Below are 19,910 nucleotides of genomic sequence, written 5' to 3' on the forward strand. Positions count from 1 at the left end.
CCGCTAATCTTCTGCTCAAAGGAGAAGTCTATGGAGATCCAAATTCTGATTGTCGAAGATGATGCGGTATGGAGAAGCATGCTCGCCCGGTTCCTGAACAGCGAGCCCGGTCTGCAGGTTATTCACACTACAGCTACCAAAGAAGAGGCGCTCGCCTTTTGTACAAGCCATACAGTAGATGTGGTGCTGATGGATCTCAACCTGACGGAGCATCATCTGGACGGCCTCCAGGCTACGCTGGAGCTGAGCCTGACGGGCAACGAGGCCCGGGTGATTGTACTCACCTCCCTTACGGATGAGCGTACGATTCTGGATGCTTTTACGGCCGGTGCCATTCAATATGTAAGTAAATCGGATTTCCGCCTCATCCCTGGCACGATCCGGGAAGCGATGCGCTCCCGTTCTCCCCAGTCTGTTCTGGTCAGGGAATTCCTGCGGCTCAAAGAAGCCGAACAATATAACCGCCTGACGTTAGCCGAGAAGGAAATTATCTCGCTTAGCGAAGCAGGCAACGGCAGACAGGCCATGATGCGCTCGCTCCGCAAATCGGAAGGGACGCTGAAGAATCAAATTACCAGTATACTCCGCAAATTCAACTCCAAATCCCTGAAGGAGGTCGTCCGGGCTATCAAGAGCAGAGGATTAACCGACAGAGAACTTGAGCTATGATCCCCGCCTTGTTCATAACTCTGTTAGTAGCTTCGGTGGTTCTCTGGCTCAATTCGGGCAACGCCTCGTTCCGCTGGTTCAGTATTGCTCTGTTTGCGTCCAGCAGCAGCATTATCACCTATCTGCTTAGCGCAGCCTATCCGCAGACCAAGTACGATGTATGGATTAATACACTATATGCCGTTTCCGATGCTACAATTGCCTATACGTTCGGCATATTTGGTGCTGTATATTCGGATTTGCTGAACAGGCGGCAGCGGCGGATGTACGGCATTATTCTTATCATTGCGGCGTTAGCGGGAATTGCTGCTACCCCGCTCACGCCCGGCCGGCTCATCAATTACAGCGGCAGAAATGAATTGCCTATGCTGCTGTTCATCGGCTGTGCGTTAGGAATCAGCGCCGTGCTGCTTATTCTGGCGAATCTCCGTGAGAAGCACCCGTTCAAGCGCCGCGAGCGGATGCTGACGAACATGCTGGCGCTGCCGGTGATGATGTATATTATAGTGAGCTATGCCTTTTATATGCGGGGGATTGACCTGTTTCAATTCAACCACCTCGTTAGCATAGGCTTCCTGTCCGTGTTCCTGCTGATCGGTCTGACAAGGGGCATCCTTGGAGTCCGGTTCAAGGTGGAGATGCTGAAGATAGACGCGTCCCTGCACACCTTAAAGGGAGGCTCCCATCTGCTGAACCATACCATTAAGAATGAGATCGGCAAAATAGACATCCTGCTCCATCAGATCCGGCGGGAGCTTCAGAGCGGTGAGCAGACTGGCGGCGGCCACCGGGAAACTCTCGGAATGGTCGCTTCGGCTGCCGAATCCATCGGCCATGTGCAAAATATGATGGGCAAGATCAACGAGTCCGTACAAGCCATTGACATTCAGGCTCAGACAATGAATCCTGCGCCTGTATTAGAAGCTTGTCTTGCAGCCTTTGCAAGGGTAGCTCCGCCGGAGATTCACCTCCATCATTCCCTGCATCCCGTCCAGGACGTATACTTCGATCCCCTTCATCTGAAGGAGATGCTGACCAATCTGCTGAACAATGCGGCCGAGGCCATAGAGCATCAAGGAGCGATTACCGTCCGGTTGTCGGAGACCTCCCGGGAAGCGGTCATCTCCATTCAGGATAGCGGCAAAGGGATTCCGCAGACGGCACTCCCGTATATCTTCGATCCCTTCTACTCCACCAAGAAGATGACCGCTCATTATGGTCTGGGCCTGTATTACTGCAAGAATGTGATGATGAAGCTTGACGGCTCCATCCGTGTAGAGAGTGAACCGGGGCAGGGCACCTGCTTTTACCTGTATCTCCGAAAAATAAAGCGCTCCTCCATATAACGAATTCCCCTGCCCGTAGGTCCTATAAAAGATAGGCGTTACGGGCTTTTTTTGCCCAATGATACAATGAATTATATCGAAATATAGGGAATCGCGTCGAATGATGTCATTTCACTGCGAACCCGGTTCATTCTATTCATGTACAAAAAGGGGAGTTGCGAAAATGCAAGAACTGAAGAAAACACGCAAGAAGCTGTACATCAGCGCGGCTGTATCCGCTTGTCTGGTGCTTGGCGCAGTTCCATCCGCTTATGCCGGACCCGGCAGTCTGCTGGACAACAGGATCGGTAATGAGCTTGAGGCAGAATTCAACGTAACGGCAGTAAATGCCGAGGATACCGTTGTTCTATCCTGGGATTCTTCAGCTCTGAAGCTGGACAAGAAAGCCTATGATCTGACCAAGGATACTTCCAAGGAGATTGAATATTTCATCAGTCCTGGCGCGGAGAATGACGACAATCTGAAGGTCAGCGTACTGCTGGAGATTCCAACCGCCGCTGCGGGTGCCGTAGAGCTGGACAACCACCCAGAATCTTTTGTGGAAGGCAACTATACCTATTACTACATTGATAAAGGCCTCGAAGTCAATGTCGGCGATGCTGCCGATTCCAATGAATTCGATATTACCTTCAAGGCTGTATCCCCGCAGAATGCTCCGTTTACAGCCAAGCTGCTCGCTGTTAAAGAGGTGAAACCGGCGCAGAAAACAACCTTTAGCGGAAATCTGCAAGAGCCGAATCCTTATCAGCATAGAGATATGATCATGTACCTGAGTTCAGCGCCGGCAACAGCCGCTTCAACGGGTACGTTCGTTATTAATATCGGTGAAATGACTCCGAATTTCAGCGATGGCCAGTATGATGGATTCCTGTATACCGATAAAAAAGGCATCCCGCTGCTGGCAGAATATTATGATGCAGCCGCCCACACCTTCACGATTCCGGTAGAATTGGCAGCAGGCGATTCCTTAGAGGTATTCCGGCTGAACTACCCTACGTATTCTCTGACACCTAATTCACAGATGACAGCGAAGTTCGACCAGGACGGCGAAGAAACCGTCTATACGTTCAGCGATGAAGTGAAGGTAACCTACAACACGACCATGATTCCCTAACGAATGGAATGACACAGGATTGGAATGGTGATCATGAAAAAAGCAAGGATTGTACTCTATACCGTCTCCCTGTTCCTCATCCTGCTTGCCTGCACGACTGCGGTATTAGCGTCTGAGGGCAACCGCCCTCCATCCGGGCTGGCGAATGTCGTCTCTAATGAACTGGAGATGGCATTCACGGTTACGCAGCCAGAAGTTAAACCAACAACTGCACCAGAAGCTACAACTGCACCTACTGCCACGCCAACTGCTTCACCTGAACCTGCCAGTACGCCTACAGCTACACCTCAACCTACGAGTGTGCCTACGGCTACAATTCAACCTTCAAGCGCACCGGCCACAGGTTCAGTAAGCCCAGGCGGAAGTGAGCTGTTGACGGTTATCGTCGACAATGGAGACGGCACTACGATCTCCGGCGCGGCGGTGCGGCGGACCAGAGATGCTGCCGGACGCATTACCGACCAGGTGACCTTTGATGCGCAGCAGGCCGCCGCAAGTGTGGCGGGCGCCAAGGCTGCCGGACGGAGTGCGGCAAGAATCGTCATCCCGGACTCCGAGGATAAAGTCTCCGAGCTGAGGGTGCAGATTCCGGCAGCGGCTCTGGATGTACTATTCAAGGGCGGTCTGGAGCTGGAGATTTACTCGGATAATGCGGCAATTAAGATTCCCAACGCATCGTTATCCGGGATCACGGAGGACCTGTACTTCCGGCTTGTGCCGATCAAGGATGCGGCACAGCGCGCTGAAGTTGAGGAGCGGGCCAGAGTGGAACGTGTTGTCAGGGAAGCCGTGAGCGGCGAGGAGGTTCAGGTTGTCGCACGCCCGATGACCATTGAGACCAATCTGAGCAGCCGGGCTGTTGAAATCACGCTGCCGCTCAAGGGGGTTCAGCTGCCTGCAGACGGTAGAGAGCGGACGGCCTTCCTGGCTAAGCTGGCTGTCTTCATCGAGCATAGCGACGGCGACCGCGAATTGATCAGGCCTGAATTCGTCCAGTACAAGCAGGGATTGTCCGGCCTGTCCTTCGGCATCAACAAATTCAGTACGTTTACGATTCTCAAGCTGGAAGGCCTCGGGGCCGCTGCCCGGCATGATGCCTATATTCTGGGCTATCCGGACGGGACGTTCCGGCCTGAACGGGAAATCACCCGTGGAGAGCTGGCCGCAATCCTTCAGCGGCTGAAGGCGGAAGGGGCGGCTCCGAAGGCCCCGGCTGCTGCGGCACTGGCCGATATTACCGGCAAACGCTGGTCCGATCCGGCAGTACAATACGCTATAGCAGGCGGTCTGTTACAAGGTTACCCTGACGGTACCTTCAAGTCCGAGGCAAATGTCAGCAGAGCCGAACTAGCGGCTGTAGCCAGCCGCTGGCTGAACCTGCCGGCCGGCGATGGTTCAACCTTTGCAGATACGGCTACTCACTGGGCGGGTACGGAGATCGGAGCGCTTCTGCAGAAAAAGCTCATAACCGGTTACCCTGACGGTACCTTCCGTCCAGACCAGCCGCTGACACGTGCGGAAGCCGTTACGATCATCAATACTATTCTGCAGCGGAACAGCGAGAGCTGGAGCAAGTCTTCCTGGAGTGATGTGCCGGCTGCACATTGGGCCTTCCAGGCCATTCAGGAAGCTTCCGCAGCGCATGAGTATGCAGGCAAAACGTAATATTTAAAAAGATGTAGTCCCAACAAATAGAGAAGCATCTCTTCAGTACGTTGAAGAAATGCTTCTCTATTCATGTTCGGTAACACAAGATTCAATATATAGTTCTATCTCCAATATTGGACTTAGGCTTCTCCCCAGTTCCGCTGATACAAGCGGCGGGAGGGTGTGTGTTCCGTATGCTCTGTGTACAGGTTGGTCGCGGTTATACGCGCAGCCACCTTGTCCAGGAAGACCGCCTTCGGCAACTCCTGGCCGAGAATCACCTCGTAGACCTGCTGCAACTCGGCCAGGGTGAATTGCTCAGGCATTAAGAGCAGCGCGATTCCGGTTCTTTCCGTCTCCTGACGCAGCCGTTCAATGGCATAGGCAATGATCTTGGCGTGATCAAAAGCAAGTCCGTCATTGGACAAGACGGCATACTGCACCGATCTTGCAGCCGGTGTCGCCGTCACCGTCTGTTCGATCACTGCTGCCAGCTCCTGCCCGCCCGCTTCCAGCCGAAGCTCATAGGTACGGGTGCGGATGCAGCCCTGCTCCAGCAGCTCTTTGTGCTCCTGCCGGAGCTGGTAGCTTACCTTGAACCAGGCCGCAGCCTCGGCATCATCCCCTGCCTCTAATTGGATACGGCGGCTGTTGACCAGCGCCATATAGCTGCTGCTGATCACCCAGGTACGGGGATCGCGCCCGGGGTCAGAGAAGGTGCGAAGCTGCTCCAGATATACACCTGTAACACCGGTCTCCTCCTCCAGCTCGCGTGCGGCCGCCTGATCCGTGGTCTCGTCCGGCTGGACGAAGCCGCCCGGCAGCGCCCATTTGCCCAGGTAGGGATGCCCGCCTCTGCGGATCAGCAGGAGGTGCAGCTCCTTCGCCGTAGCCCCGGGTTCATAGTCTGCCGCTGTATCCGTGGCGGTGAAGATCACCATATCCGCCGCCACGGAAGGCCGTTCATAGTCCCCGGCCCGGTACTGCTCCAGGAATTCACGCTCTGTAAGTCCGTTAGCATCTCTCAATTCCACATTCTCCGCCTCCTCTGTCTCTGGTTCAATGCTCCAGCTCTCCGTAATAATTCCCGTACGGCTTGAATTTTGCCAGTACACTGTCTACCTTGCTTATACGTTCCTTAAGCGTGCCTCTCAGAGTAATATAGGGAATCCGCCTCTCCTTCAGGTCTGCGATAATCTGCTTGTGGAACACCTGCCGCTTCTGGTCCCCACTGCGGTCCCACGTATCGTCATAGGGAATATCATCGTCGCACAGGAAGAACAGGTCGTAGCGCTGCGCGTTCTCCAAGGCCAGCCGGGTTAGCAGCTCGGGTGCCTTCCCATGGTAATCCAGCGCATACATATAGGTGGTAATCGCATTCGTATCGACGAATAAATACCTATTGGCGTCAAGCAGTGCCTGCTCTTCCCGCTCCAGATGCCCCACCGCGATCTCGTCAAAAGCCTCCAGCCCAATCCGGCGGTCCACCTGATGCTCTGCCCAGTAATCCCGCCCGTATTCACTGGCAAAGGCCGTACCGTATTTCCGGGCAAGCGCTTCGGTGATCGTCGACTTACCGGTAGACATCGCCCCTACAAATACGACCTTGGTAATTAGATCGCGGTACACTAGCCCACTGACATAACCCCGGTATTGGTAAGGGTCCGAGCGGACCATCGTGGCCGATACCGGAACCTGCACCCTCGCCTCATCCACCCGCCGGTCAATAGCACCCAGCGCCAGACTCATATGCTCTCCATAGAATTCACTCGAATAAAAATGGGTCACCTGCTCGCCCTTCAGCAGCCCGAGAATATACTGCTCCTCCCGGATTTCATGCTCCCTGTCATCCGAGTATCCATCGGGGCCATCCCAGGCCTCGATTACCCGGACCGCAGGATAGAGCCTGCGAATCCAGTTGGCCCGGATCTGCAGCGGTACCGGAGAGACCTTGGTCTCATAGATCACCACAATCAGCTCGTCAACCTCCCGCAGCGCCGTCTCGATCATGAACTGGTGCCCTTTATGCAGCGGCGCGAACTTCCCGAGGGTTAATCCAAGTGTTTTCATGACAGCGCCTCCCTAGCCCCTTTGTTCCAGTTGTAGTAGCCGTAGACCGCATTGATCAGATAGGCGCTCCACATCACGATCATCAGCAGACCCTCCCCGCTGCCTTCCAGCGTCCGGATCACCCAGAGCAGCACGGTGAACATATTCAGCACAATATAGACCAGCCACTGCTCCTTGAAACGACGCACCATCAGAATCGTTGCCACTACCGATAACACGGTAGTCAGGGCGTCGATGTAAGGTGAATTCTGCGCGGGAATGAACGATAAGCCGAAGCCCAGCAGCAGCGCTCCCGCCACACAGACTGCAACGGTGAGCAGGATGCCCCTCGTTTCCATTTGGCGCATGGACAGCTTGCCGCCGTGCATGTTTCTTTTCCACATATAAAAGCCTACAATATTCATGGGCACAAAGAATAGCAGATTCAGCATAACCTCGCCGAATAATCCGTTGATATAGGCCAAATAAGCATATCCGAACGTATTATACATCCCGAATCCATAGCTCGCCAGCTCCCCCTTCGCCGTCAGCACCACGCGTAGTACCCCGGTGATGAAGACCGTGAACCCGAAGAGCGAATCCTTGGACATCACCGTAAAAACAACCGCGATCAGCGTAAATATCACCAGCCAGGCGAGTTCAAACCTACTCCAATTCCCTAACGCCTTCTTCATGCTCATCCCTCCGATTCCTCTGTATCCTAAGAAATTGAATACTTATTAACTAATTGATAATTACATTTTGTTAATATCAAAATAACAGAATTTATGGCGGGATGCAAGCCCGATTTTCCACAGCTTATGAGATAGCGGTCTTCGGCCGCCTGTTGAGAACCAATCATTTGGAGGATTAGATAACGGCGGTATTAGGAAGCTATTAAAACCTCCTTCACACGTACAAGTCAGCCTATGAGCTGGCTATTTTTGACGTCCTTCTACTTTTCTTCCATTTGTTGTTGCCTAAACCTCTTTATGCAAATATGATAGATTTATATGCCCCAAGATCTTACATATTATCCACCCCATTAGCGATCATATAAGGAGGAACGGCAGCAATGTTCAAGACAAGGATCATGAAACGAAGCTTCATCTTATTTGCCATTCTGTTATTGGTATTCTCTTCTCTTCAGCTCAGGCCCGCTCTAGCTCAGGAAGACACGGGAGGCAGGCAGGAAACAACGTACACAGGAGAGGGGTATGAGGTAATCTACACGATTTCCTCCAAGTGGGAAGGCGCCTTTAACGCAGATGTTACGATCAGGAATACGGGTAACCGGACGCTGGAGAACTGGAGTATTGGTTTTACATCCCCTTATGAGATTACGAATATCTGGAACGGACAAGTACAGTCCTACGAGAACGGAGTTTATACCATCAAGAATGCAGGCAGCAATCAGGACATTCCGGTGGGTGGCAGTGTGAATTTCGGCTTCACGGCTTCATTTGAAGGAGAGCTTCAGCTGCCTGTAGCATTTGAAATGCAGGGCGCGGAACAGATCGTACCGGGCGCGCAATACGAGACAAGCTTCACAGTGACAAGTGATTGGGGAAGCGCTTTTAACGGCGAAATTGCCATTAAGAATACATCGCAGTCAGCCATTGAGGATTGGACGCTGGAGTTCGATTATGACGGGAACCTGGACCGGTTCTGGACGGCTGAAATTACCGGGCATACCGGCAATCATTACGTCATACATAATGCGGGCTATAATGCCAACATTCAGCCGGGCGAGATACTGATCCTAGGCTTCTCCGGGAACCCGGGAAATGTTGTAAGTGCGCCTTCGGGCTATCAGCTAACGCAGATCTCAACCGGGGAAGAATCCCCGGAGCCTGAGCCGGGCAGGGTCTCCGTGCAGCTTGAAACGTACAGTCTCCAGCTTCAGAACAGTCCGGACGGAGACTATTACTTCCTGACCTCCAAGATGGACAAGCTGACGGGAACGCTAGGAGGAGTATCACAGGTCAAGGCCTTCAATTATGAGATTACGGACAAAAACAAAGCAGTCCTCCAGCAAGGGACGATCCCTGTAAGTGCAGCATGGTCTGTGGAAGGAATCGGACTTGGCATCGGATATAATCTGCTGAAGTTAAGCGCGCAGTTAAACGATGGCTCAGAGGTCTCCAAGACGTATATTATCGTGAACTTCGACGAGAGCAATCTGGATAACCTCGGGATTGACCGGGAGAAGGACAGCGATAATGACGGAATTAGCGATTACTATGAGGAGCATTATGGCCTCTCCGCTACCAGCAAGGATACCGACGGCGACGGGTTAAGCGACCGGGATGGGCTGCTCGTGCTGAAGCTGAATCCGCTTGAACCGGACAGTGATAAGAACGGGACTGCTGACGGTGATGAAGACTACGACAAGGACGGATTAACCAACCTGGAGGAGCTGATGCTGGGCACCAGCCTCATCAGTGAGGACAGTGACGGCGATGGCCTGACGGACGGCGAAGAGATCCATAAGCACAAGACCGATCCCCTGAAGGCCGACACCGATGGAGACGGACTCTCTGACGCGTGGGAACACCAGATCGGAAGCGACCCGCTTGTGCCTGAGACGAAGTTCGCAAGAACAATGAAGGCAGAGGATGTCGGGGGCAAGGCTGTTCCAACGGTAGCTGTAGAAGGGATCACTGCGGAGCAGGTAGACAGCTTATCTGTTCAGCCGGTCCAAGATGGCATTCTTAATGATACAACTATTCCCGGATATATTGATCAAGGCTACAATTTCTCCATCGATGGAAGCTTTGAGAAGGCGACAATCTCCTTTGAGTTTGATAAAAGCTTACTGAGTCAGGCAGGCTTTGTGCCGCGAATCTACTATTACAATGAGGAGTCGCAGCTGTTCGAAGAGCTGCCGGATCAGCAGGTGGCCGGGAATACGATCTCGGTCCAGACGGCTCATTTCTCCAGGTACATTCTGTTAAACAAGACAGTATACGACCAGGTCTGGTTGTATAAGTTCCTGTATGATGAGGGGCAGGAGCATTATGCGGGGATGGATATTGCCTTCGTCATCGATTCATCGGGCAGTATGTCAGATAATGACCGGAGCAATGTGAGAATCAGCGTAACCAGGCAGTTTGTTGATCTGCTGACGGACAGTGACCGCGGGGCGGTGGTTGATTTTGACGACTATGCTACGGTATTATCCGGCTTCACTTCAGACAAGACCGTGCTGAGTCAGGCTGCGGGGCGGATTGATGCGAACGGCGGAACGACTCTGAGCAGCGGGATTTCCAGTGCAATTAATCTGTTCGCCACCACCAGCAGAGCGGATGTTCTGAAGTACATTATTATGCTTACTGACGGGGAAGGCTCTTATGACACCGCACTAACCAAGCGGGCTGCCGATCAGGGTATTGTGATTTATACGGTAGGCCTGGGCAGCAGCATTTCGACGAGTGTCCTGACCAGCATGGCCCAGGGCACCGGCGGCAGCTATTATCATGCAAGTAATGCCAGCCAATTGTATGGGATCTTCGATACCATTGCCGAGACTTCCGATCTGTACAAGGATACAGACCAGGATGGCATCAGCGATTATCATGAGAAGGAGATGCAGGCCGGAAGACTGCGTGTTGGTACTGGCGGTGCGGCAATAAGGTTGAATTATCTGGATGCAGACAGCGATAACGACGGGCTTAAGGACGGACAAGAGATCCGTATTGTTAAATCCGGCGACAAGGTCTACGCCTATTTGTACTCCAATCCCAACCTGGCCGATACGGACGGCGACGGCTTGAACGATGCGGTGGACAGCAGAAGACTGGTTCCAGATGTAAGGGAGGCCCTGATCCTTCAATCTGATAACAGAGAAGGAATTCTTAAGAAAGCACCGCAGGGAACTTCCCCAGTCTCCGATGACCTGACGTTCAATGACTATACGTATTTTGAATTACTCAAGCTGGGCCCGGTATTCTCGGTGGCCAGAATTACTTCCGAGCCTATGATCTGGGGCGAGATGGCTCTCCTGTTCGTTGTCGGCACAATAGGTGCAACGGATGATATGAAATTCGTTCTTGGCGATCTGATCTCAACGTTCAAGTACAACAAAACCATTAATGAAGGAACCTCGGTAACCCTTGGTGACACCTTCGATACCAGCAAATATATTAAGTATCATAACAGCAAGCTGGATAATGCCGTCATCACGGACGCCAGCACCCAGAACTATGTACAATTAATCAAGAATTTTGTTGTGCAGGAGCTGCGCAGTAATAACGGTGATCTGTCCAGACTAAAATTTGATCCGAACAGCAACCGGAATGTGGTGTATAGTTACGTGAATCAATTCTCGACCAGCCCGTATCCGGTATTTACGGAGAAGACCAATCTGGCGTTATCTCTGGCTATCCATGCCTTCCATGGTCATAATATTACCATTAAGGACTTCAACAGCAACGGAGGTCAATTCAGCGGCAAGCTGGTGTTCCATTTCTACGATCATTTCGGCCTGGATGCTGATGATGAGATTAATAATCCGGGATTTGTGGACTGGTTCACTTTGCAGCACTACGAACGGTTCAACGGCAAATATGTACCGTTCATTACAACGATTGACTACGAGCTGCCTTTTAGCGGCTCCGTGTATTAATTTCAATCCAATCTAGGCAGGTGAAGCTATTGAGTGTCAGGACACGAGTCTTACTTGGCATTACAGTTATACTGATGCTTGCGGCGGCAGGCTTCATCATCATGTACGACCCCTCCATGGCGAAATATGATATTTTCCGGGAGCACCGCGCGCAGTTTGATGCTGTGAAGACGGAGACCCTGCTGCTGATGGACAGCCTGGATGAGCTGAGCGATATCGGGAATACGTTCATCTACTCTAATAATGCCGTCCCTCCATTCCATGACAGTATGAATACGGAATTGCAAGACAAGATCCGGAAGATCGCTGCATGGTCCGGAGACAGCCTGGACTTCGTGCGCTTCAGCAGACAGGACGGGAAGCCGCTCCTCCGGTTCGTATTCGACTGGGAAAGGGAGCATGGTCCCACCTATCATATCGTGTATTGCGCAAGTCAGAGCATGATGGAGCAGGCGTATGCGACAGAGCCGGTTAAGTATAAGCTGACTCCACTTGCAGACGGCTGGTATGGGATTGAGATAGAGTAATTTAAAAAAGGGGTGTCCCACGCCATGTGTAATGGCTGAGACACCCTTTCTTTTGAACAAACCGGTTGCCCGCTCTGCTCACACCACATATTCGGCCATAATCTGCTCGATGTGGTACGGAGTCACTCCCTGGTCTACCGAGAATACGGTATCGGCCTGCTGTGGGGATGCGGCCAGTTCACCTCGGGCCTTGGCATGCAGCGTGAACAGATCATACAGATCGGGCTTCTTCAAGGAGGTTATCGCCTTGCCGATGATCACCATCCCCTTCTGGTTCCCCTCCACGTTGTTAGCATAGAACGGATCTCTGGTCAGGGACAAATCTGTCCAGATCACGGTCCGCTCCACCAGATCCAGTATCACAGGAATGGCGAGTTGGGTATCCGCCGTGACATCAATCTTGTTCGACACCGTGGCTGGCTCATAGATTTCACCGGACCCTGGCTTCTTCCGCATCATCCAGCCCGTAAAGCACTCCGGCAGATTGCAGTACGGCTGTCCTGTGAAGGAATGGAGAGTCGCCACTACATACCTTCCGCCATACTCAACAATAGAAGGAATATGCAGATCAATGAACTCACTGGCCCCGTAGGGCGCCGTTACAATATCCCCACTATGGGCTGCATGATATTGTGCCGAGCGAAGATTCGTATAAGAAATATGCTCCATATAATTCCAATTCTTATCATACATCACTGCTGACAGATCAATATCAACGCGGCCTGTAGAGGTACCGTCCATCTTCCCTTCCTTCCACCAGCAGAAGAAACGGACCGTGTTCCCTTCTTCCAGCGGAATCCGGCTTCCCCGTACCAGCGTATGCAGTGCTTTGCTGGCTGACCGCTGGGTGAACGGCACAAGATAGTCCTTCAGACGCTCATCCACATATACCTTTCCTAAGGAAGGCCGGACAGCGAACCGTGCCACCAGCGTCTGCTCGCAGAGATCCGCAATATCCCGGCAGGCTTCTTCACTTATCTCCGGCAGGGTATTAGGGGTGGCCCAGGCTTTGGCGACATTTCCCTTGGGGAAAAACACCCTCAGCTCCGGCTGCTCCCGCTGGCGCTCGAAGTAGTTCATCACCTGCAGCAGCACCGGGGTCGATACCTGATCGGCTACTTCGCCGAAGGCCATCACGACATACTCAGGCTCCCGGGTCATCCGCAGCAGCTTCGCCAATCTTCGGGCGAATTCACCCGGACGCTGCGCCAGCAGATCCAGCGCCGTCCACATCTGGTGATACTGAAGGGCAAGCTCCACACTTCCGTTAAAGGTCGTGAAGGCTTTGTTGTTGCGCAGGATATCAAAAGCTTCCTCACAGCGTTTATACCGCTGCTTGTATTCAGATGGATGCAGGATCTCGCCGAGACGAATCCAGCGCTCCCTGTATCGCAGCATATCCTCGGTGATCGTCTGACACCGTTCCAAGAGCCCCAGCAACAGCCGGCGTTCACTACGCTTGAACTTGCGGAAGCGGGTGGGCAAGGCCAGACTAACATCGCCTTCCGACCAGGCCACCGCCAGCCGCAGCACATCGGTTGCTGTCATGAAATAGGGACTTATTCTGGCTGCATCCGCCTTACCATGCTTAAGCAGCGACGCTGCTACGAATCCGGCATTCTCCTTGAACGGGATCTCCTGCGGCAGGAGTTCATCCAGCTCTTCGTTGGCTGTATTCGCAATCACAGTATCGATATCCTTCTGATCCTCTGCCGAGATCGAGCCTCTGGCCTCCATCAGCTGGCGGATTAGGGTCCGGAACTCCGTGATGCTGCCCAGGTCAATGACCTTCAGCTTCACATGATCCTCAAGGGGTGTTCGCTGCACGGAATCAGCGTATGGAAGCTCCCAGGTGTAATAATGGAACATCGCATTGAAATACAGCTCCGCTTCATCCTCCTGCATGACCTGCTCCGGGAACCCCGGATACATCGGTGCGTAATGCACATGCGCGCCAACCATCCGTCTTACATCTGCAATCAGCGGATAGTACAGTTGCTCAAAGGCTTCGCGGGACAGCTTCTGGACCGCCCGGAACAAGGCAGGCGACAGGGTATACCCAAGCCCCTGCAGATTGCGGAGAGCTGCGGCCAAGTACCCCTTCGGGAGCTTCTTCGTGCCAGCAGCGTCAGGTGTGTGTTTCAGCATCATTTTGCCTGCTCTACGCAGGTAGATTCGGTTTATTTGCATAGTAAAAGTGTCCAGGAGAGCCGTATCCCTACTCGGTTTCAGTCCATGGGTAGAAGGAAGGAATACAATAGCCTGGACGCCTCCTCTCTGAGTAAGCATCCTTCAGGAGAGCTGCGGCCCTAATTCATCCAATTGAGTAGAAGGAAGGACCGCAATAGCCTGAAGATCTCCCGGCGATCTTGCCGCCGTTTGATGAATCCATCATCGCACACGGTCCAGCAGGCCAACAGGGCGGAAGTATTACGACAGAGGGAAATTTTAACTTATAGCTCGTCCCGCACCTTATCGCACCTTGTATTTTTGTTTTTCTTGAGGGTATGTTATCATTTATAAAGTAAGTTAAATTTTAAATGTTTAGGAGGGATACCTGATGAAAAAGAGATCTATTCAACATCTGTCTGCTGGAATCGGGTATTCGACTGCTGTTTTTTTCTAGAATTCATGTTGACGGGATAGGTCTGTCCAATATGAAGTAATACTACAAAAAACAGCCCATTTAAAAGGAGACTTATAAGCAATGAGCCTAAATAACAATGTCATTCAAAGATATAATCCGGAAAATATAGCAAAACCGGTTGGAAGCTACAGCCATGTCACTAAGATCAGCAGAGACGCTGAAATGTATGTCTTTTCCGGTCAAATCGGGATCGATCAGAACAACAATATCCCTGCCGATTTCAATCTGCAAGTAACCAATACGATGAGCAATATTGTAGACATCTTGTCCTCTCAAGGGCTGACCCCCGATCATGTCATCAAAATCAACATCTGGGCCACGGAGGAAATCGATTGGGATCATTTCTATTCCATCTGGAATGAAGTGTTCGGCCCTACGCCTCCCTCCATGACGGTTGCCTACATCCAGGGATTAGGCCTGCCTGAATTGAAGATCGAATTGGATGTTTGGGCCGCTGGTTAGAGCGTAGCGTAAATTAATACACCCAAAACAAGCCCTAGAAGTATTCTAGAGGCTTGTTTTGGGTTTTATTTTTTTACCCATGAATTATGATAAGGTTCAGCATATCATGACAAAAGCAAAACTCATTTGTTAGAAGAGAACAATTCCATGCATCCACTCCTTATCCAATTGTCCCTATTCAATCTTTACTTGTCCTAATTCTTTCCGTTAAAACCTGTCCATCCTTGGTTATCATATGTATCTAATGTCCTTATTCTGTCCTTATTCCGTCCTTAATTGTCTCTATTCCCGATTTAATACATACCTAGCGCCCATTCCATGACCTATAACTTTAACTCCATCTGTCGCAAGGTCTTTTATAACTCGCTGAACCTGTTTACTGGTTAGACCTGTCATCTGCCTAATCTCTCTATTCGTTAGCTCTCGCTCCCGCAAGATTGATAGTAACCGAATCTTAATAGCTTCTTTATCCAAGCTCTGTTGTCGCTCATACGTCATGTTACCTTTCAGATGCTCATATGCCGTTCTGGTTAGAGTGTAGTAGCGTCCTCTCCCACGACCGACAGATTCAATTAGATTCATGTTGTGTGCAAGTCTACTAAGCAATTCCCTTGCTTGCTCCAGACTTCTTTGTGTGACTAGAGCAGCATTATGCGTATCAATATCTTCATGCCGCATCAAGTACTGAATAATCAGAAGATGATCGACATCAACAAGCTGATTACTTTCAGTCACTTTATTAATCAAGTTCATAAAACCAGTATTTAAAGGGGAAGCTGTGAATGTTAGTTCGATATGGTTTCCCACTTCCCTGTATATCGGTGGCTCCTTACCCTCAACTAATAGAGAGCGGTAAATGCGGGAGACACCCAGATTAGAACGGTTAACGAGTTTTAAGCGATCCAACAAGTCCATCAGATGATTATTTCTAGCTACTGGAGGATGATGGAGAATATTTAGAGGGGTTATTCCGCCTATGAACTGGCCAGGATTAGTTATGATTAGCTTATCTCGATAATGTTTAAGCATCACTGCACCTATCATTCTAAAATCGCGATGACCGAACGCATTTAGCAACGCTTCACGTAGTGCAATTCGAGGGTAAGTGCTGAACTCTGGATGCACTAATCCAGATTCGATTGTCACCATTGGATTGTCCACAGCTATAAAACGTTCTAATTCGTGTAATGCAATAGGTATTGCTTGCGTTCCATCGTCACGATGGGAGTAGTCTGTATCACTCATCATCTTGCGGTAGGACCAACGATATTCAGGTACTAGACGAGCAATTGCATCAGGCCTTCCAACAAGGAGAATTGCGCCTTTTGTAAGGTGATTTCCTTTCAATGCTCCGATTGAGCTAAGTAAATCCTCATCATTTAAATCTTTTAGTCCATCAGGCGCTCTCTCAGCAGACATCATTTCTCTTATCCGTTCGACTGCAGATGGAGATATGTTATCTTTCCAGTCTTCGTAAACAATCTCTGCAGTTAAATCCACTTGACCTGTTGTCTCAACCAGTTGTCTTCTTAAAGTACCTGTGAATGGAATACAATCTTTTCCTTGTCTAATTGTTGCAGCGCCGTCTGTTAAGGTGTATGGGGGTATACCGGGATACACATGCATCAGAAGAATTCTCCCTGTACCTTCAAAGATTCGGATCTCTTCAAATACAGGCGTTATATGGGGTTCGCTTCTTTCGTATACACACTTCTGTAAAGTAAGCACATCCACCTCATACGGCACACCAATTAGGGCATTACTCTTTCCTCTAACGCGATCAGCCACACCGAAGACGACTGTACCTCCACCTCCATTAGCCATACAAACTGCCATTTTCACCATAAGAGAGAGGTTATCATTTAAGCTGCGATTGCCCCATTCCTTAAAATCCAAATCCTGCCCTTCAAGATCGTCAGCGACTACAATATCCAACTGATCCAGCAAAGATATGATTTCGATCTTAGACTTCATTATCGCGCTCTCCCTTCTTTGTTAAAATGCAAATCTCGTACTGTATAGTTTTGTCATTACTATTTACGTTTAACCCAAGCTCATGCAACTCCGTCTTCTCTATCCACTCACCTTATATTGCTTTATTATCCCATATGTCTTCCATTTCTGTCCTGAATAATTTCACTTTTTACTTAATCGCAGTATGCACTTTTCTATACTGTAGAAAACAGGCCGCTATCCTTCCTCTGGATACGGCCTGTTCCTTATCTGCCTACATAGGCAGCTCTCTTAAAGAGACCTGTCTAGTCTCCTCTTGTCATCCTTACGCTGTTCATTCCAACTTCATATCACTCCGCCTTCTTCGGCGCAGGCCGCTCATACACCACAGCATAATTCTGGCTGCCCAGCAGAATGCGTTTGCCCTGGAACTCGTCATAGATGTTCACCCGCACCGTGCCGCCGTTAAGGGCCTTGTATGCTTTGTTGTTCAGCGGGAAGGACAAGCTGCCTGTGGCTCCCGCACCAGCCGGTCCGTCTCCCAGAGGCAGAAGCTGCTCAGACGGCTGCCCGAACGGATCGATCAGCTCGGCTACGAGCTTATGCTCATTCGCCTCAGCAACATACTGCTCACTGCGGGTTAACCGGTAGTTCATCTGTACCTCTATGGACTCCCGGTCTTCAGGCATCGTAGCGGTCACCTGGTTAACGGACAGGGAGTACGGGAACAGGTCCAGCTTCTGAAGGGACGGCTGCGGAGCAGGATTGACCGGACTCAGCCCCAGGCCCACGGTCTGGATGTAAGCGGTCGGCACTGCGCCGGGTGCGGTCAGCTTGCCTTCGGCGATGCCTTCCCCGAGGAAGAGGGTTAGATCTGACGCATTGATCTCCGTAGGAAGCTTGCTCCAGACGGTTACGAGACTCTTCTCTTTGGGGTTCAGGGCCGCGGCGGACTGAGAGATTACCGCCTCGAAATACTGTCGATCCGGGGTCCGGTAATACCCCACCAGTTGCGCCGGCTGGGTCTTGCGTAGTTCCTCGTTGGTCATCACCAGCTCGGTATAGATCAGCTTGGAATCCGTGCCCGGATAGATCCGGCTCTGCCGCTCCAGAATCTCTGCCTTCTTCCCGGCCAGCTCCAGACGGAAGGGTTCACCGGCCGCTACGGTTCTTAAGGTATTCTCCACCTGGCTGGTGAACAGCGTGAGGAAATTCGCCTGGGTCTCTTCCGAAGGATACTGGAGGATCACCTTCAGCTTCGTCAGATTATAAGAATAGGGAAGGTTCCCCGTAATATACAGAACCGCTGTCTCCTGCGGGGCCAATTGGCTCTTGGAGCCTTCGATCACCATCTGCGAACTGCCGCTGATATCTAGATCCCCCGCCTTCAGAAGCGCTGTAAGGGCCGGAAGCTGCACATTCGTGGACCCTGAGTTGCGGAGGCTGATCTTAGTCACGACCTGATCGCGGTCCAACCATGGCAGGCGTTCCACCGATTCCAGCTTCACTACAAAGGTACCCAGACTGTTCTGCACGGGGTACTCAGTCGCCAGCAGATGATTCGGCTGTAAGGAGTAGGGAATCTGATAGTAAGCCGCCGGGAAGGCGATTCGGCCCTCTTCGGCCGGCTCGTTCATCTGCAGCTGGAGCACTCCCTGATTAAGCTTCAGGGGCAGCTCTGCACTGAGTTCGACTACCCGCTCCTCCAGCGGCTTCAGACTCAGACCGGCCAGTGCCTTATTGCTGACCGGATAGCTGTACCCTTCGGCAGTCGTCAGGCTGAAGGGGTAGGCCGGAATCGTCACCGCTTGGTTGCCTGTGTTGCGCACCCGGAATTTCAGGCTCCATTTCGCCAGGTGATCCTCCGAATACACCGCCGCGCTTGCGAGCTGCGTCTCAATTGTATTGTTAGCAACCTTAAGCTTCGCGACGGCATTAGCGGGTACGGTGAAGTTGGGCGACTGTGCAGCAGGCAGCTTATACTCGGCTACCGGCAGGTTCAGCTGCAGCGCGCTGTCTTCCTGGACGAACTGCAAGGACATATTATCCGTCTTCGTATAGGAGGGAATGTCCGCCAGATATTGCACGGTCCGTTTCTCCTTGGGCTGAATCTGGTAATCGGCAGGAGCGGCATTCAGTTCAAATCTGGAGCCTCCCGAGGATATCAGATATCCCTTCAGGCCCGTGTCCTTAAGCACCTTGGTACCCGAATTGGCGAAGCTGATGCCCACCCTGGCATACACTTTTCCGTTAGCCTTAACGATCTGCAGGCTCTCGGCCTTACTGATTACCGGCACACCCGCCAGGACCAGCTTCTTGCTCTGCCCTCTGGCGGTGGCTACCGAGTAGGAACCCGGAATCGTGAACGTCCCCAGCTTCTTCTGGTAATTCACCTGGCTGAAGTCCCAGCCGAACAGGGCGATTCGGACTCCGGTTATTTTGGCAGCCTTACCCGCATTGACATAATACGTGACCGACTGGCTGCTATTAGCCGGAATGGATTTGACGGCAGCACTGTCTGTCACTGGCTTGCCTTGAATAACTGCGCCGCTTGAAGTGGTGACCTTGGCGAAATAATCGATCAGGCTTACGTTGCTGCCCGTTCCGTTGTAGTAATTCAAGGTGTACGTGAGTATATTCCCGCTCTCCTGAGGCTGTAGCGCAGCGTTCAGCAGCTTCACACTCACGCCGCTTTTCAAGGAGACCGCCCCCAGTCCCTCCAGCGTGGACACGGCGGCTGTAGCCGCCTTTCCCGCTGAAGGCCCGGCCGCCGCATAGGCTCCGAAGGCGATGGACTGGCTGAGAACCGCCAGGCTTAGCATGGCGACAGCATATTTTCTAGTGGTATGATTCATAATTCTCTCCTCCC

Annotated in this window: 13 protein-coding genes; 7 read left to right on the forward strand and 6 right to left on the reverse strand. The window is 51.6% G+C overall.

Going from position 1 to position 19,910, the window contains the following annotated elements:
* The first annotated feature begins 30 nt into the window (after positions 1-30).
* The 4 genes from NST69_RS30405 to NST69_RS30420 all read left to right on the forward strand — a co-directional run bounded on the left by NST69_RS30405 (position 31) and on the right by NST69_RS30420 (position 4,794).
* Positions 31-669, forward strand: coding sequence for a response regulator transcription factor (locus NST69_RS30405; RefSeq protein WP_340957174.1), 639 nt, complete (start codon positions 31-33; stop codon positions 667-669).
* Positions 666-2,015, forward strand: a complete 1,350-nt coding sequence (locus NST69_RS30410) for a sensor histidine kinase (protein WP_342547932.1) — start codon at positions 666-668, stop codon at positions 2,013-2,015. The genes NST69_RS30405 and NST69_RS30410 overlap by 4 nt, the downstream gene beginning before the upstream one ends.
* 163 nt (positions 2,016-2,178) lie before the next feature.
* The gene (locus NST69_RS30415; protein WP_342547933.1) at positions 2,179-3,129 is read left to right on the forward strand and encodes a hypothetical protein; all 951 of its coding nucleotides are present in this window, start codon (positions 2,179-2,181) and stop codon (positions 3,127-3,129) included.
* 33 nt (positions 3,130-3,162) lie between these two features.
* Positions 3,163-4,794 carry an S-layer homology domain-containing protein gene (locus tag NST69_RS30420; protein WP_342547934.1) on the forward strand — a complete coding sequence of 544 codons (1,632 nt, stop codon included), beginning with the start codon at positions 3,163-3,165 and terminating at the stop codon, positions 4,792-4,794.
* A 122-nt stretch (positions 4,795-4,916) separates the two neighbouring features.
* Here the strand turns inward: NST69_RS30420 and NST69_RS30425 are convergent, their stop codons facing one another.
* The 3 genes from NST69_RS30425 to pnuC are packed head-to-tail and all read right to left on the reverse strand — an operon-like array spanning position 4,917 to position 7,520.
* A complete protein-coding gene (locus tag NST69_RS30425; RefSeq protein ID WP_342547935.1) occupies positions 4,917-5,810 on the reverse strand; it encodes an NUDIX hydrolase in 894 nt (297 codons plus the stop codon).
* A 25-nt stretch (positions 5,811-5,835) separates the two neighbouring features.
* Positions 5,836-6,846 (reverse strand): AAA family ATPase, encoded by a 1,011-nt coding sequence (locus tag NST69_RS30430; RefSeq protein ID WP_342547936.1) that lies wholly within the window; start codon positions 6,844-6,846, stop codon positions 5,836-5,838.
* Positions 6,843-7,520 (reverse strand): nicotinamide riboside transporter PnuC, encoded by a 678-nt coding sequence (gene pnuC / locus NST69_RS30435; protein ID WP_342547937.1) that lies wholly within the window; start codon positions 7,518-7,520, stop codon positions 6,843-6,845. The genes NST69_RS30430 and pnuC overlap by 4 nt, the downstream gene beginning before the upstream one ends.
* A 380-nt stretch (positions 7,521-7,900) precedes the next feature.
* Here pnuC and NST69_RS30440 point away from each other — a divergent pair, with 380 nt between their 5' ends.
* Together NST69_RS30440 and NST69_RS30445 are read left to right on the forward strand one after the other, a co-directional pair.
* Complete coding sequence (locus tag NST69_RS30440; RefSeq protein WP_342547938.1) at positions 7,901-11,452, forward strand: DUF3289 family protein; 3,552 nt, start codon at positions 7,901-7,903, stop codon at positions 11,450-11,452.
* A gap of 29 nt (positions 11,453-11,481) precedes the next feature.
* Positions 11,482-11,979, forward strand: coding sequence for a hypothetical protein (locus tag NST69_RS30445; protein WP_342547939.1), 498 nt, complete (start codon positions 11,482-11,484; stop codon positions 11,977-11,979).
* A 78-nt stretch (positions 11,980-12,057) separates the two neighbouring features.
* Here NST69_RS30445 and NST69_RS30450 read toward each other — a convergent pair whose 3' ends face one another.
* Positions 12,058-14,130 (reverse strand): TerD family protein, encoded by a 2,073-nt coding sequence (locus NST69_RS30450; protein WP_342547940.1) that lies wholly within the window; start codon positions 14,128-14,130, stop codon positions 12,058-12,060.
* A gap of 556 nt (positions 14,131-14,686) precedes the next feature.
* On the opposite strand from NST69_RS30450, the gene NST69_RS30455 reads away from it, so the two are divergent.
* Complete coding sequence (locus tag NST69_RS30455; protein WP_342547941.1) at positions 14,687-15,088, forward strand: Rid family hydrolase; 402 nt, start codon at positions 14,687-14,689, stop codon at positions 15,086-15,088.
* 282 nt (positions 15,089-15,370) lie between these two features.
* On the opposite strand, the gene NST69_RS30460 is transcribed toward NST69_RS30455, so the two are convergent.
* Positions 15,371-17,062 (reverse strand): ATP-binding protein, encoded by a 1,692-nt coding sequence (locus NST69_RS30460; protein ID WP_342547942.1) that lies wholly within the window; start codon positions 17,060-17,062, stop codon positions 15,371-15,373.
* Between the two features lie 329 nt (positions 17,063-17,391).
* Entirely contained in the window at positions 17,392-19,896 is a 2,505-nt protein-coding gene (locus NST69_RS30465) for a hypothetical protein (RefSeq protein ID WP_342547943.1), read from the reverse strand.
* Between the last annotated feature and the right edge of the window lie 14 nt (positions 19,897-19,910).

It is taken from the genome of Paenibacillus sp. FSL P2-0089 (genome assembly GCF_038595095.1).
In the GTDB taxonomy this organism is placed as follows: Bacteria; Bacillota; Bacilli; order Paenibacillales; family Paenibacillaceae; genus Paenibacillus_AQ; species Paenibacillus_AQ silagei.

Bases quoted from the DNA above. Each gene is read 5' to 3' on its own strand.
- NST69_RS30405 (WP_340957174.1), top strand. From the start codon at position 31: ATGGAGATCCAAATTCTGATTGTCGAAGATGATGCGGTATGGAGAAGC.
- NST69_RS30410 (WP_342547932.1), top strand. From the start codon at position 666: ATGATCCCCGCCTTGTTCATAACTCTGTTAGTAGCTTCGGTGGTTCTC.
- NST69_RS30415 (WP_342547933.1), top strand. From the start codon at position 2,179: ATGCAAGAACTGAAGAAAACACGCAAGAAGCTGTACATCAGCGCGGCT.
- NST69_RS30420 (WP_342547934.1), top strand. From the start codon at position 3,163: ATGAAAAAAGCAAGGATTGTACTCTATACCGTCTCCCTGTTCCTCATC.
- NST69_RS30430 (WP_342547936.1), bottom strand. From the start codon at position 6,846: ATGAAAACACTTGGATTAACCCTCGGGAAGTTCGCGCCGCTGCATAAA.
- pnuC (WP_342547937.1), bottom strand. From the start codon at position 7,520: ATGAAGAAGGCGTTAGGGAATTGGAGTAGGTTTGAACTCGCCTGGCTG.
- NST69_RS30440 (WP_342547938.1), top strand. From the start codon at position 7,901: ATGTTCAAGACAAGGATCATGAAACGAAGCTTCATCTTATTTGCCATT.
- NST69_RS30450 (WP_342547940.1), bottom strand. From the start codon at position 14,130: ATGATGCTGAAACACACACCTGACGCTGCTGGCACGAAGAAGCTCCCG.
- NST69_RS30455 (WP_342547941.1), top strand. From the start codon at position 14,687: ATGAGCCTAAATAACAATGTCATTCAAAGATATAATCCGGAAAATATA.
- NST69_RS30460 (WP_342547942.1), bottom strand. From the start codon at position 17,062: ATGAAGTCTAAGATCGAAATCATATCTTTGCTGGATCAGTTGGATATT.
- NST69_RS30465 (WP_342547943.1), bottom strand. From the start codon at position 19,896: ATGAATCATACCACTAGAAAATATGCTGTCGCCATGCTAAGCCTGGCG.